Annotated in this window: 9 protein-coding genes, 1 tRNA gene and 1 pseudogene; 4 read left to right on the plus strand and 7 right to left on the minus strand. The window is 41.0% G+C overall.

The features are described 5' to 3' along the window. From HMPREF9420_RS14475 to proS, 3 genes and pseudogenes are all read right to left on the minus strand, one after another. Window positions 1–495 (minus strand): annotated as a pseudogene (locus HMPREF9420_RS14475) (hypothetical protein); the annotation flags it as partial. Between the two features lie 95 nt (window positions 496–590). Continuing rightward, window positions 591–3,287 carry a valine--tRNA ligase gene (locus HMPREF9420_RS00515; RefSeq protein WP_007133407.1) on the minus strand — a complete coding sequence of 899 codons (2,697 nt, stop codon included), beginning with the start codon at window positions 3,285–3,287 and terminating at the stop codon, window positions 591–593. A gap of 585 nt (window positions 3,288–3,872) precedes the next feature. Next, window positions 3,873–5,354, minus strand: a complete 1,482-nt coding sequence (proS, locus tag HMPREF9420_RS00520; protein WP_007133408.1) for a proline--tRNA ligase — start codon at window positions 5,352–5,354, stop codon at window positions 3,873–3,875. 205 nt (window positions 5,355–5,559) lie between these two features. Here proS and HMPREF9420_RS00525 point away from each other — a divergent pair, with 205 nt between their 5' ends. The 3 genes from HMPREF9420_RS00525 (at window position 5,560) to HMPREF9420_RS00535 (ending at window position 9,327) form a co-directional block, all read left to right on the plus strand. Beyond that, the gene (locus HMPREF9420_RS00525) at window positions 5,560–6,237 is read left to right on the plus strand and encodes an OmpA family protein (RefSeq protein ID WP_007133409.1); all 678 of its coding nucleotides are present in this window, start codon (window positions 5,560–5,562) and stop codon (window positions 6,235–6,237) included. 64 nt (window positions 6,238–6,301) lie between these two features. Continuing rightward, complete coding sequence (gene mtgA / locus HMPREF9420_RS00530) at window positions 6,302–7,036, plus strand: monofunctional biosynthetic peptidoglycan transglycosylase (protein WP_044078639.1); 735 nt, start codon at window positions 6,302–6,304, stop codon at window positions 7,034–7,036. A gap of 5 nt (window positions 7,037–7,041) precedes the next feature. Then, complete coding sequence (locus HMPREF9420_RS00535; protein WP_007133411.1) at window positions 7,042–9,327, plus strand: ATP-dependent helicase; 2,286 nt, start codon at window positions 7,042–7,044, stop codon at window positions 9,325–9,327. A gap of 140 nt (window positions 9,328–9,467) precedes the next feature. On the opposite strand, the gene HMPREF9420_RS00540 is transcribed toward HMPREF9420_RS00535, so the two are convergent. Next, on the minus strand, window positions 9,468–9,977 hold the full coding sequence (locus HMPREF9420_RS00540; RefSeq protein ID WP_007133412.1) for a nitroreductase family protein: 510 nt from the start codon (window positions 9,975–9,977) through the stop codon (window positions 9,468–9,470). 111 nt (window positions 9,978–10,088) lie between these two features. Here HMPREF9420_RS00540 and HMPREF9420_RS00545 point away from each other — a divergent pair, with 111 nt between their 5' ends. Further along, a complete protein-coding gene (locus HMPREF9420_RS00545; protein WP_007133413.1) occupies window positions 10,089–10,385 on the plus strand; it encodes a hypothetical protein in 297 nt (98 codons plus the stop codon). Window positions 10,386–11,412: 1,027 nt separating this feature from the next. On the opposite strand, the gene HMPREF9420_RS00550 is transcribed toward HMPREF9420_RS00545, so the two are convergent. The 3 genes from HMPREF9420_RS00550 to HMPREF9420_RS00560 all read right to left on the minus strand — a co-directional run bounded on the left by HMPREF9420_RS00550 (window position 11,413) and on the right by HMPREF9420_RS00560 (window position 14,560). Continuing rightward, complete coding sequence (locus HMPREF9420_RS00550; protein ID WP_007133416.1) at window positions 11,413–12,711, minus strand: NCS2 family permease; 1,299 nt, start codon at window positions 12,709–12,711, stop codon at window positions 11,413–11,415. A 127-nt stretch (window positions 12,712–12,838) separates the two neighbouring features. Beyond that, the gene (locus HMPREF9420_RS00555; RefSeq protein WP_007133417.1) at window positions 12,839–14,308 is read right to left on the minus strand and encodes an SLC13 family permease; all 1,470 of its coding nucleotides are present in this window, start codon (window positions 14,306–14,308) and stop codon (window positions 12,839–12,841) included. A 179-nt stretch (window positions 14,309–14,487) separates the two neighbouring features. Then, a tRNA-Lys gene (locus HMPREF9420_RS00560) sits at window positions 14,488–14,560 on the minus strand. Between the last annotated feature and the right edge of the window lie 539 nt (window positions 14,561–15,099).

The following is a 15,099-nucleotide window of genomic DNA, read 5'->3' on the forward strand; positions in this document are numbered from 1 at the left end:
ATTGAACAAATTTCTTAAATTAGATTCTGAAACACTCACAAAACCTGCATTTCGCTTTAAGGTATCAAGCTCACAACGCTGGCGAGTTGTGTTATACTTCATACGGAAAATAACACTACGGGTTTGATTTTCTGCTACAAAGACGATAATATCTGTTTGTTTTACCCCTTTATTCTGCTCTATATTCTGACGCATTGCAGCGATATTCTTATCGAAATATGCTTTAAGATTATTCTCGGAAGTATTTTTTGTGCCCGTCCATGGCATATAAACAAAGAGTGTTTGGTTTGTATTCTCATACGCATCAATGATAGGAATTTCATCATGGCAGGACGAAAATAGCAATATAAAGAATGCAACTAAAGGGAGATTCTTTAAGAAATGAATTGTTGAATCACACAAAAAGTTAGTTGTTATTTTGCGATTCTCTCCATAATTAGCCTTCACAAAGAAGTCAGTTATATGTTGTAAATATGAAACTCTCTTTCTAAACATATTATCTTGTTATCCTATTACTTGAAACAAATGAGTAAAAAATAACCCCATTCTCCCTCTGTTTATGTAAAAGGAAGAATGAGGTTACTTTGTATTTATTTCTTTTTTAGCTCTTCAATTGTCTGCTTCAATGCTGCAATCTTCTCTACCGAGTCACTCTCTTTCTTACGTTCGCGAGCGACAACAGCCTCTGGTGCGTGTGCAACGAAGTTCTCGTTACCAAGCTTTTTGCGGATACCCATGAGGAAACCTTCCAAATGTTGCAGTTCTTTTTCAGCCTTTTCAATCTCTGCTGCAACATCTATCAAATCACCAAGTGGTACTGCATATTCGTTGGTTCCTACCATAAAGTTGCTTGAGTCTGTGCTCTTTTCAGCAACAACCTCAATAGATTTGAGATTAGCCATCTTCAAAATAATGCTATTATAAGCACTCATTTCGTTCTCACCTATAGCCTGTAACACCAGCAACTCTTTGGGAGCAATGTTCTTTTGATTGCGAACAGTGCGTATGTTTCCAACAATTTGTTTAACAACCTCAATATCGTTGATGATTCTTTCATCATTATTTTTCGGCGCCTCTAATTGCAAAGTTGCGCGCATAATGCTTTCACCTTGCGTTCTTTCTGTGATATGTTGCCAAAGTTCTTCTGTGATAAATGGCATAAATGGGTGAAGCATTTTGAGTAGATTATCAAAGAATCCTATCGTTGCCTCATAGGTCTTATGATCTATAGGCTGTGCTTCGCCATTGAGGTATGTTGGCTTTATCATTTCAAGATACCAGCTTGAGAACTCATCCCAGAATAGTTTATACACGGTCATCAGAGCTTCTGAGATACGATATTGCTTGAATTGTTCCTGTAGTTCAATGTTTACCTGCTTCAGTTTTGCATCAAACCATTCTACTGCAAGCGCGTTACATTCTGGTTGTTCGATATCTGCAGTCTTCCAACCTTTTACTAATCTAAAGGCATTCCATATCTTATTGTTGAAGTTACGACCTTGTTCGCACAATGTTTCATCAAACAAAATGTCGTTTCCTGCAGGTGCACTTAGCATCATACCCATGCGTACTCCGTCTGCGCCATACTTCTCAATGAGCATCAATGGGTCAGGAGAGTTGCCCAAACTCTTGCTCATCTTGCGGCCCAACTTATCGCGAACAATACCTGTAAAGTATACATGTTTGAAAGGATAGGTCTTTCTATACTCATAGCCGGCCATGATCATGCGAGCTACCCAGAAGAAGATGATGTCAGGACCAGTAACAAGATCTGAAGTGGGGTAATAGTAATCAATTTCCTTGTTGTTGGGGTTGTTGATACCATCAAACACAGAAATAGGCCATAGCCACGAAGAAAACCAAGTGTCAAGACAATCACTTTCTTGCTCCAAGTCTTTGAGTTCAAGGTTGCAATTCTTTGCTTTTGCTTTTTCCAATGCAGCTTCTTCTGTTTCTGCAACGACACAATCGCGCTTACCATCAGCATTCATAAAGTAGTAGGCTGGTATGCGGTGACCCCACCATAACTGTCGAGATATACACCAATCCTTAATGTTTTCGAGCCAATGGCGATAGGTGTTCTTATATTTTTTAGGGTAGAACTCAATCTCATCGGACATCACAGGAGGAAGTGCCAAGTCTGCAAAATGTTGCATCTTCAAGAACCATTGCGTTGAAAGTTTAGGCTCAATAGGAACGTTTGTACGTTCAGAGAAGCCAACTTTGTTGTCATAGTCCTCTATCTTTTCCATCAAACCAGCAGCTTCTAAATCTTTAGCAATCTGCTTGCGCACGTCCATTCGGTCTTGACCTACATAGAGACCTGCTGCTTCACTGATAGTACCATTATCGTTAAAGATGTCAATCGTCTCCAAACTATGTTTCAAACCAAGTGCATGGTCATTGATATCGTGGGCAGGAGTAACCTTCAAACAACCTGTACCAAATTGGATATCAACATACGTATCTTCTATAACTGGAATCTCACGGCCAACGAGTGGTACGATGACATGTTTGCCTTTGAGCCATGTGTTCTTTACATCTTCAGGATTGATACACATTGCGGTATCACCCATGATTGTTTCAGGACGAGTTGTTGCCACTACAGCATAGTAGCCTTTCTCATCTTTATGCATCACGTTTCCTTCGTCTACCTGCTTGCAATCGGTTTCAACAACACGATATTTCAAGTAATAGAGCTTTGAGTGCTCATCTTTATAGATTACTTCTTCGTCGGAAAGAGCTGTCTGAGCTTGTGGATCCCAGTTCACCATTCGAACGCCACGATAAATCAATCCCTTATCATAAAGGTCACAAAAGACCTTAATGACACTCTTGCTTCGAGTTTCATCCATGGTGAAAGATGTGCGGTCCCAGTCACAAGAACATCCTAATTTACGAAGTTGTTTCAGTATAATTCCGCCGTGTTCGTGTGTCCAATCCCAAGCATGTTCAAGGAACTTCTCACGACTAAGATCAGTTTTTTTGATTCCTTTTTCAGCCAATTTGCCAACAACTTTCGCTTCGGTGGCAATGCTGGCATGGTCAGTTCCTGGCACCCAACAAGCGTTTTTACCTTCCATTCGGGCATGTCTTACAAGGATATCCTGAATCGTATTGTTCAGCATATGCCCCATATGAAGTACTCCTGTTACGTTTGGTGGAGGAATAACTACGGTATATGGTTCGCGTCCATCAGGCTTACTGCTGAACAATTTATTATTGAGCCAATACTCATACCATTTTGACTCCACTGTCTGTGGGTCATACTTACTTGCAAGTTCCATTATTTTTAATCTTTTGTTTACTTTATATTAAACGTTGCAAAATTACAAATAATATTCGAAATTTCACTATCTTATAAGGTGGAATATAGTTTATGGATAAAAATCGTCACCAGATAAGCTGTGTGATTGATATATTATTGTATTGTAATTTGCCTCATTTTGCATGGTAATCCCTATTAGATTGTGTGGTCAAATAATGCTCTTTCTGGTTCGATTTCAAGCATTTCGTTTTTGAATTTATAATATATTGTTTAATGTGATGATTATAAGTGTGTTATGAAGATGTGTCAAATAAAATATTTAATCTTATGAATGCTTTAAATAATCATGTTGTTCTATGGTCTGTTTATGGTTTATTTGTTGTTGAAAAAATATCTTTTTATATCAGAATGCTTTTCAAATAAGAAAATAAAACAAAGGTAAGATGATTGATTTTCCCTTCAACTTTTATTTCGTTTAAGTATAGCAGAGTTCTTTAATTATAAGCCAAAGAAACAGCTTTCACGAAGCGTAGGCCAAAGAAAAAGAGGATGAACGAATGTAGTCGCGCATCCTCTTGCTTATAAACGTATTCAAAAAGTTTGCTTAGTAACTTCTCGCAATGATAACACGATGTTTAGATGGCTTACCTGAAACCATGTCAATACCTTCTGTTTGCTCATAATCAAAAGGCACACAGCGGATGGTTGCTTGTGTATCTTCTTTAATTTTGGCTTCAGTTTCAGCTGTGCCATCCCAATGACAAAGGAAGAAACCCCCATCTTTCACACGTTCCTTAAACTCGTCATAATTGTCACATTCGAAGATATGTGCATCGCGATAAGCGCGTGCTTTCTCAAATAAGTTGCGCTGAATATCGTCAAGTAGCGTTTGAACTCGCTCGACAATACCATCGAAACTAACGTTCTCTTTCTCCAAAGTATCACGTCGCATAATCTCTATTGTGTTGTTTTCGAGGTCACGACCACCCATGACTAAGCGCACAGGTACACCTTTTAATTCATAGTCAGCGAACTTAAATCCTGGCCGCTTATTATCCGAATCATCGAATTTAACGCTAATACCTAACTCCTGCATCTTCGTGATTACAGGTTGCAATTTGTCGCTAATGGCTTTACGTTGTTCGTCACCTTTATATATAGGAACAATAACAACTTGGATAGGAGCAAGCTTTGGTGGAAGCACAAGTCCATTGTCGTCACTGTGTACCATGATAAGCGCCCCCATCAAACGTGTGCTGACTCCCCATGAAGTTGCCCATACATAATCAGGCTTGTTCTCTTTGTTGAGGAACTGAACATCAAAGCTTTTGGCAAAGTTCTGGCCCAAGAAGTGACTTGTTCCACTTTGTAATGCCTTACCATCTTGCATCATTGCCTCAATAGTATAGGTGTCAAGTGCGCCTGCAAATCGTTCTGTTTCGCTCTTAACGCCTTGCAAAACAGGTACAGCCATCCATTTTTCTGCAAAGTCGGCATATACCTTTAACATTGTTTGTGCTTCTTGTTCAGCTTCCTCTTTCGTTGCATGTGCAGTATGACCTTCCTGCCAAAGGAATTCAGAAGTACGCAAGAAAGGACGTGTACGCATTTCCCATCGCATCACGTTACACCATTGGTTGCACATGATAGGGAGGTCTCTCCAAGAATGAATCCACCCTCTATAAGTGTTCCATATTATTGTTTCAGAAGTAGGACGGATAATTAACTCTTCGTCAAGTTTGGCTGCTGGGTCTACAACAACACTGTTTCCGTCTTCACTTGCTTTAAGACGATAGTGGGTAACTACGGCGCATTCTTTTGCAAATCCCTTTACATGCTCGGCCTCTTTACTAAGGAAACTCTTTGGAATAAGCATTGGGAAATATGCATTTTGCACTCCCGTCTTCTTAAATTCTTTATCAAGTTCAGCCTGCATCTTTTCCCAAATAGCATAGCCATAGGGTTTAATGACCATGCAACCACGTACAGGTGATTGTTCTGCTAAATCTGTTTTAACTACCAAATCATTATACCATTGGCTGTAGTTTTCAGCCCTTTTGGTAAGTTGCTTTAGTTCTTTTGCCATTATATAGATATTTTATTATTTGTCGTTTTATTCCCCAATGTTTAGGGAATCCCCTATATTCAAATAGGTTTTTCCTTTTTCTTATGTTGTGAGAAACGTGTTATTTTGTGGCAAAATTACAAAAAATAAATGGTAATCTGCATATAATGATGGAAAAACGACTATCTTTGCAGAGAAATAATAAACGTATTTAAGAATAAAAATTATGAAGAATTTGAAAATGGCAACGATGGGATTGTGTGTCCTTTCAGTATGTAGTTGCGCAACAAAACAGGGTACAGGTACGTTGATTGGCGCTGGTGGTGGCAGCGTTTTAGGTGCAATTGTTGGTAAAATAGCAGGTAACACGGCTGTAGGTGCAGCTATTGGTGGTGCTGTAGGCGCAGGTGCAGGTGCACTGATTGGTCGTCATATGGATAAAGTTGCAGCTCAAGCAGCTCAGATTCGCAATGCAAAGGTTGAAGAAGTAACAGATGCCAATGGTTTGAAGGCAGTAAAAGTTACCTTTGATAGTGGTATTCTCTTTGCTACAAATCAAGCAACTTTGACAGCATCTTCTAAGAATGATTTAGTTAAATTCTCTAAGGTCTTGAAAGATAATTCAGATTGTCATGTTGACATCTATGGTCACACAGACAATACAGGCAATGATGCAATCAATATTCCATTGAGTAATCGTCGTGCAGAGAGTGTTGTAAACTATCTTAAATCTTGTGGTGTTTCGAGCTCACAATTCCAGAATGTTGTTGGAAAGGGTAGTTCAGAACCAGTTGCCGACAATTCAACAGCAGCCGGACGCAAGCAGAATCGTCGTGTGGAAGTATATCTATATGCTTCTCCCGCAATGGTAAACGCAGCAAAGTCAGGTACTCTTTCAGAGTAATTAAAAATAAACAAATTAAATTATGGGAGTGCACTGTGTAGGCAGTGTGCCCCCTTTTGCATTAATGAAAACCATAGTTTGGAAAGTTATCAGATGGGCTTTTGTGCTCTTCTTTGCTTCATCCGTCTTTGCGGTTGTACTCCTTCGGTTTGTCCCTGTATATTTTACACCGCTGATGTTCATTCGTTGTTTTCAACAGTTAGGTGCTGGTGAGAGTGTAACACTACATCATCATTGGATACCTTTAGATGAGATATCTCCTCATTTGCCTGTGGCGGTGATGGCGAGTGAAGATCAACGTTTCCTTTTGCATCATGGTTTTGATTATGATGCAATAGAAAAGGCAGCCAAACGGAATTTAAAAGGCGGAAAACGTAAGCTCGGAGCAAGTACCATAAGCCAGCAAACGGCGAAGAATGTATTTCTTTGGCCCGGGAGATCTTGGACGAGAAAAGGTTTTGAAGTTTATTTCACGGCATTGATAGAACTGCTTTGGAGTAAGCAGAGAATAATGGAAGTGTATTTGAATTCCATTGAAATGGGAAATGGAATCTACGGCGCTGATGCTGTTGCTGAATATAATTTCGGGAAACAAGCTATCGATCTTTCACGTTCTGATTGCGCTACAATTGCAGCCACGTTGCCTAATCCTCGTGAGTTAAGTAGTAAGCATCCAGGACCTTATGTCATGCGACGTCGGAGACAAATTTTAGCCAATATGCGTTTCATTCCGAGTTTTCCAAAGCCCGGAGAAGATTATGATCCACACACTGCTTCAGGCGGAGTATATGCCCATTGATTATTATGAATTTAGAGTTAAATGATGGACAGCGTGCTGCTGTGGAATATTGCGACGGACCTCAGTTGGTGATTGCCGGTGCAGGTTCGGGCAAAACACGTGTACTTACGTATAAGATTGCCTATCTGATAGACGAAAAGCAGTATGAGCCTTGGAGTATTCTTGCGCTTACGTTCACAAATAAGGCCGCCAATGAAATGCGCAACCGTATCGCGAGAGTTGTGGGCCAAGATCGCACGCGCTACCTCTATATGGGAACATTCCACAGCATTTTCTCAAGAATTCTTCGTGTCGAAGCTGAAAAATTGGGCTATTCGAAGCAATTTACCATCTATGATGAGTCAGACAGCCGGTCGTTGTTGAAAAGTATCATCAAAGAAATGCAGCTTGATGATAAAGTTTATAAGCCGGCCAGCGTACATGCAAAGATTAGCATGGCAAAGAATCATCTTATCCTGCCGAATGCCTATGCGGTGGACCAGGATGCTTTGAAACGAGACGAACAAAACCGCCAAGGAAAAATTTATCAAATCTACCAGACATATCAACAGCGTTTGCAGACAGCCAACGCAATGGACTTCGACGATTTGTTGGTTCTCACATGGCGCCTCTTTAAGGAGCATGATGATATTCGAATCAAGTATGCGGAGCGATTTAAGTATGTGTTGGTTGATGAGTATCAAGATACAAACTACGTGCAGCAATGTATTGTTTTGCAGCTGACGCAAGAGCATCATCATGTGTGTGCGGTAGGAGATGACGCACAGAGTATTTATGGTTTTCGGGGCGCAAATATTGATAACATTCTTGATTTTCAGAAGATCTACCCTGAGACAAAGCTCTTCAAACTCGAACAAAACTATCGTTCGACGCAGAATATTGTACAAGCGGCCAATAGTTTGATTCTCCACAACAAGCGACAAATACACAAAGACGTTTACAGCCGAAATGCCAAGGGCGAAAAGCTGGTACTACGTCCGGTCTATAGTGATAAGGAGGAGGCTGCTGTCGTTTGCCGATATATCAAACAATTGCAGCTGAAAGAACACTTCAATTACAGCGATTTTGCCATTTTGTATCGCACCAATTCGCAGAGTAGAATCTTTGAGGAAGAGATGCGGCGGCAGACCATCCCATATCGCATTTTTGGAGGAATGAGCTTCTATCAACGCAAAGAAATTAAGGATGTTTTGGCTTATTTCCGCGTTGTAGTTAACCCTGAAGACGAGGAGGCCATTCGCCGAATCATCAATTATCCCACACGCGGAATTGGCGCTTCGACGATTGAGAAGATTATCGCCTGTGCTCATTTAAATCATGAAAGCTTCTGGTCAATCCTCAATTCTCCCGTCAAATTTGGTCTGAAAGTTAATAATGGAACCCTAAATAAGCTCCGTTCTTTCACCGAACTGATGTCTTCGTTCATCGAAAAGGTCGACACAATGGATGCCTATCAGTTGGGCGTCAAAATCATTCAAGAAAGTGAAATTAATAAAGATATTTTCTCCTCAACCGACCCCGAGGCTATTTCGCGCCAGGAGAATATTGAGGAATTTGTGAATGGTTTACAAGATTTTGTTGAAAGTCGATGCGAAGAAGGGCGTGAGGAATATTCGAAACTTACGGATTTCCTCCAAGAAGTTTCGTTGCTGACCGATGTCGAAAGCGACGATGACAAAGAGGGCGAAAAAGTGAGCTTAATGACCATTCACGCAGCAAAAGGCTTGGAGTTTCCGACGGTTTTCATCGTCGGAATGGAAGAAAATATCTTTCCCAGCCCAATGTCGTCAAGCAGCGCGCGCGAATTGGAAGAGGAGAGAAGATTGTTGTATGTTGCAATCACGCGTGCAGAGCAATACTGCTTTCTGACCTGTGCTAAAAACAGATGGCGATTCGGAAAATTGGAGTTCGGCACACCAAGCCGTTTCCTCAACGAAATTGACCCCGCTTTTATGGAGATTTTTAGTGACGATTTCGTTTCAGAGCGACCTTCGCGACCTGTTTCTCCGAAGCCTACTTTCACGGCTGCATCGATTCGTCCGGCGAAATTGAGACCAGTCAAAATTCCGCCTGTCGTCTCAAAGAACCATGCAGACCAGCCCACATCGCAACCTATTTCTACGGCCGACGGACTGAAAATAGGCAGTGTCATCGAGCACCAGCGGTTTGGAATCGGAACGGTGGTGAATATTGAAGGGATGGGAGAGAATCAGAAGGCAACTGTCAACTTTAAGAATACGGGGCAGAAGGTTCTTTTGTTAAAGTTCGCCCGATATAGCATTATAGAGTAGGCGATAAACAAAAAAGAGGCAATATGTGATGTTTGGCGCATTCATATTGCCTTTTTTATGCCTTTTTCTGGCTGTTGGCCGTTGTCAACGCGTAGCGCCGACCTCTGTTCTGCTTTTTGCCAACAGCTTTTAGTCAGTCCTTAAACAAATTCTATAATTTCGTCTAAGGTTTTTCTCTGTTTTTCTTTTCCGACACAATCTTGTGCCGCATATCCCATCGGAACAATGGCCACGGCTTCATATCCGGGTTGGCCGAAAAGCGCATTGAGCCGTTGGGGATCAAAATTACAAACCCAACAAGTCCCAATTCCACATTCGGCTGCACTCAAACAAAGATGTTCTATCGCAATGGCAAGGTCGATATCTCCGTGTGGCTTGTCATCAAACGCACGAACCCAATTATTTGTCGTATCCTTCATGCAAATGACATAAAGTGGAGCCGAACGAAACCATTGCCTGTCGTAACATTGCACAAGTTTCTCTTTTGCTGATTCAGAACCGACGACAATAAACTTCCAAGGCTGTCGATTTACTGCCGATGGAGCCATTCTTACACACTCCATGATATGTTCTAATGTTTGCTCATCAATTTTCTGCGCACTGAATTTGCGGGTGGAAAACCGCTTCTTACAAAGTTCTAAAAAATCCATAAGTTTATGTTTTGTCCGCGTCAAAGATAACAAAATTTATTGATTTTGATAATGATTCCAAAGTTTTTATGTAAGTTTGCAATGAATTATGAGTATTAAAACATTAAGATTATGATTAAAATTTATGGAATGAAGTCCTGCCCCGATTGTTCGTTTGTAGACGAGCAGGTTAAGGGCAATGGCCGTTACGAAGTGATAGATATTGGTGAGCATGTGAGGAACTTAAAAGCTTTTTTGGCATTGCGAGACAACAATCCGGTGTTCGACGACGCTAAAAAACATGGTTATGCTGGCATTCCGTGCTTCGTCTTAGAAGACGGACGTGTGACGCTCTCACCGGAAGAAGCTGGCTTGAAATCTCGTCAGGATGAGGCGCCAAGCTGCAGCATTGACGGAAAGGGTTGTTAGTTTTAAGCGAAAAACTTCTTTTCGCTTTTATTATTTTATCGGTTTTTCATGAAAAACTGCTCGGCAACGGGTGTAAATTTTTAGTTTTTCATGAAAAACTGCTCGGGGACGGGGTACAATCATCAGATTTTGTGAAAAACTGCTCGGGGACGGGGTACAATCATCAGATTTCGTGAAAAACTGCTCGGGGACGGGGTACAATTATCAGATTTTGACGAAAAACTGCTCGGGGACGGGGTACAATCATCAGATTTTGTGAAAAACTGCTCGGGGACGGGGTACAATCATCAGAATTCGTGAAAAACTGCTCGGGGACGGGTGTAAATTATCAGATTTTGATGAAAAGTGTTCATACACCCGGGGTAGATGAGCAGAAATTGCTGATTTTTGATAAAACACCCGGGGTAGATGAACAGAAATTGCTGATTTTTGATAAAACACTCGGGGTAGATGAGTAGAAATTGCTGATTTTTGATAAAACACCCGGGGTAGATGAACAGAAATTGCCGATTTTTGATAAAACACCCGTGGTAGATGAACGAAAATCGCGTGATTCTGATAAAACACCTGGGGACAATTGCAGAAAATTGCGTGATTCTGATAAAACACCCGGGGTAGATGAATAGAAATTGCGTGATTCTGATAAAACACCCGGGGTAGATGAACGAAAATCGCGTGATTCTGATAAAACACCCGAGGTAGATGAACAGAAATTGTGTGATTCTGAAAAAATACTCGGGGATATGGCCAGTTTTTTAATGAGAATTGAATAGAGAACTCGGTTTTTCGTCAAAATGAGGCTTCAAACAGAAGTTTGGCTGTGGTTTCTGTTCAGTTTTTGGTTTGTTTTTGAATATAAGAAAAGTCTCCTTTCCAAATCAAAGCTTTGTTGTGATTGGAAAAGAGACTTTTTGTTCAGTTTATTTCGTGTGCCTGAGGTTTGTCTATCGACGGCCGAACCGCAGGCTTATTGAGTTACGCTCTACTGCTGTTTGCGTTCAGAATAAGAGCCTTTTTTGCAGTCATTCTAACTCAGAATGAAATTGAGGAGGAACAAGACGGATAAAATCAGTAGCGTGGGATTAAGCACTTTGTATTGTTGGGTGCATAACTTGAGGATAACATAACTTAGGATGCCCATGTAGATTCCATCCGCAATAGAATAACAAAGCACCATCGTAATCATGGTGATAAACGCGGGGAAAGCTTCACTTACTTCTGTCAGTTCGAGTTGTTTCACGCTGTCGAGCATGAGCACGCCGACAAGGACCAACGCGCCGCTTGTCGCTGCGCTGGGAATCAGCATGAATAGGGGAGAAAGGAAGAGCGAAATGATGAACAGCAGTCCAACGACAGCAGAAGTCAGTCCACTTCGTCCGCCTTCGGCAATTCCTGACGCGCTCTCTACGTAGGTAGTCAGTGTGCTTGACCCGAGGAAGGCTCCGCATGTGGTTCCGATGGCATCGCTCATCATGGCTTCCTTAATATGGGGGATAGAACCATCTTTGCCAACGATTCCGGTCTTATAGGCCAGTCCCACAAGAGTTCCGACCGTGTCGAAGATGTTTACCATGAGCAGAGAAATAACCACTAAGCCCGTTTTGAGCGTGAAGAGTCCGGTAAAGTCAAAATGAGCAAAGATTGGGCTGATATCCTGTGGCATATCAACAGGCAGCCAGCCAGTAGGGAACTTTGTTACGCCCATCGGAATGCCGATCAGCGTTGTGATGATGATGCTCAGGAACAATGCTCCCTTTACGCGGCGGGCCATTAAAACACCGCTGAGGATGATTCCAATGACCCCTAAAATTGCCGTGGGCGTGAATTTTCCAAGCCCAACATAGGTCGCGCTGTTAGCGACAATGATTTCGGCGTTCTTTAATCCGATAAAAGCTATAAACATTCCGATGCCGGCGGATATAGCATAGCGTAGGTTTTGTGGGATTGCATTGAGAATATGCTCCCGTATGTTCAAGAATGTGATGAGCAGGAAGACAATACCCTCAGCGAGCATAATGGCTAAGGATTGCTGCCAGGTGTAGTGCATCGCTTGGCATAAAGTGAATGCGAAAAATGCGTTTAGACCCATACTCGGCGCTTGGGCGAAAGGAAGCTTCGCCATAAATGCAAGCAGCAACGTTGCGATGGCAGAAGCAATTGCAGTTGCTGTAAAAAGCGCGCCTTTGTCCATTCCTGTCGTGCTCAGAATGTCAGGATTGACTGCAAGGATGTAACACATGGTGAGAAAAGTGGTAGCTCCGGCCACAATTTCTGTGCGAGCCTTCATCGTAGAGGAATTAAATCCTAAAGCTTTTTGTAAGAACATTGTTTTTAAGTTTGATTGCAACAAAATTACGAAATAACTATAAATTGATTAAAACATTTTACAAGAAAAATGAAAGAGAGCCTCACCTTTTTACAAGGAGAGGCTCAAAATGTGGATTTATTTATGATTAGAAAACACCTAATTTAGAGAAAAGAGCCAATGCACCGATGCCTAAAATCAAAGTGACGATACCGACTGACACTCCGACTTTGAGCATATCGTTTTGCTTGACTAATCCTGTTGAGAAAGCTATGGCATTTGGTGGCGTACTGATTGGGAGGCACATTGCCGCACTTGCAGCGATTGCAATACCGACTAAAACGGTTACTGTACCACCGATCATATTCAAACCATCGCCCATTCCTTTACATACAACGGCGAGGATAGGCACAAGTAGGGCTGCTGTTGCGGTATTGGAAATGAAGTTACTCAAAAGATAGCAAATGAGACATGCGATAACGAGGATTACGACCGGATTCCAAGCTCCGAATGGAATACTCTTAATGGCATTCTCTGCCAAACCTGTTCCGTTCATTGCATTACCCAAGGCAAAGCCTCCCGCAACCATCCAGATGACTGACCAATCTATTTCTTGCAAATCTTTTGCTGTGATTACGCCGCAAAACGCAAATACAGCTATAGGAAGCATCGCCACTGTGTTTGCATTGATGCCAAATAAATCTTTTCCTTTAATCCATAAGAATATTGTGAGCAGGAAAGTGATAGCCACAACCACTGTGCGCCAATTGTGAGAGACTTCTCCTGCAATTTCAATCTTAATTGTCTTTTGTGTGAATGGGAAGAAATGAAGAATCAGTCGCCATGCAATAATAAGGAGGATAATAACTAAAGGAACCATCACCATCATCCAATGTGAGAATGTTATTCCAGTATTTAGTCCTGCTGGGTCGTTTAGATACTTCAGCGCAAATACATTAGGGGGCGTTCCGATTGGAGTACCCATACCTCCGAGATTAGCACCAACAGGAATGGCCATCGTGAGCGCAATTCTTCCTTTTCCATTTGCAGGGAGTGCTTTGAACACGGGAGTTAAGAAGGTGAGCATCATGGCTGCCGTTGCCGTGTTGGAAATAAACATAGAGAATACTCCTGTGATGAGAAGGAAACCTAAAAGCACATATTCACTCTTCTGACCGAATGGTTTCATTAATATTCTTGCCATAAGAACATCAAGCCCACTCTTTGTTGCTGCGATAGCTAATATAAAGCCTCCAAGGAATAAAATAATTGTAGGATCAGCAAAACATGCCATTACTCCTACATGATCAAGCATCGTTCCATACTGATCTTCTGTGCCTTGAAAGAAGGAGAACGACGAGTCACTGACGCAAAAGAGCAGTATGAAGATAATTGTAATAGACGTTGCCCATGCAGGGATAGCTTCTGTTATCCACAGCAAAACGGCCATAACGAAAATAGCAATGACACGTTGTTGGACAATAGTAAGGCCATCAATGTCAAAGAAACTACTCGGAAGATTCCACACGATTACGGTTAAGAGCGCCGTAATCAAACACATCAGGAATTTCTTTTTATTGAAATCACCCGATAAAACAGATTTGATTGAGTCTTGCATAAATTATTAATGTTTTTATGGTTATAAGAACTTTTTATATAAATTCGGTTGACAAAATTACATTAAAAATATGAATATAGCAAATAAGTAACTTTGTTTTTTCATATTAGATGCTTTCAATAGTTATAAATAATAGTCTGTTAGAAAATAAAAAAGAGATGCTGTTGCATCTCCTTTCGTACACCCTTAGGGATTCGAACCCTAGACCCACTGATTAAGAGTCAGTTGCTCTACCAACTGAGCTAAGGGTGCAATTGATATTTACAATGAGAATATGCTCCCGAATTGCGTGTGCAAAGGTACATTCTTTTCATTAAACAACCAAATAAATGATAGTTTTTTTTCAAAAAAATAGTTTATGGATATTGGCGATGCAGATTTGCTCTGTAGTTTTATAAACTTTATGAGACCTCTGCAAAACCTGCACTCTCTCAATTTTCACCCATATACTCTTAGAAGAATGAATATTTTTTGACCAAAAGATGCCGTTGGAGGGGAGTTTTGAGTAGATAACAATTTTTTATCGGTGTATTTTCATATTATCTGATAGAATTTGACACAATAATCCCTAGCGTTCGGTATAAGTTGTAGGCTATGGATTCCATAATATGCTGCGCATGTGTTTTTGAAAGTCCAACGAGAAGTAATAAAGCAAAATTCAATCAACAAAAGAATTTCTGAGAATAAAAGAATGATATTACAGAGTAAATAACTATATTTGCAGTTGTGCACTTTTATTTGACAACGTACAATATTTTAATGACATAATGAAGAAATATAGTTTAGCTAAA

Origin of the sequence: Segatella salivae DSM 15606 (assembly GCF_000185845.1) — a bacterium.
Lineage (GTDB): Bacteria > Bacteroidota > Bacteroidia > Bacteroidales > Bacteroidaceae > Prevotella > Prevotella salivae.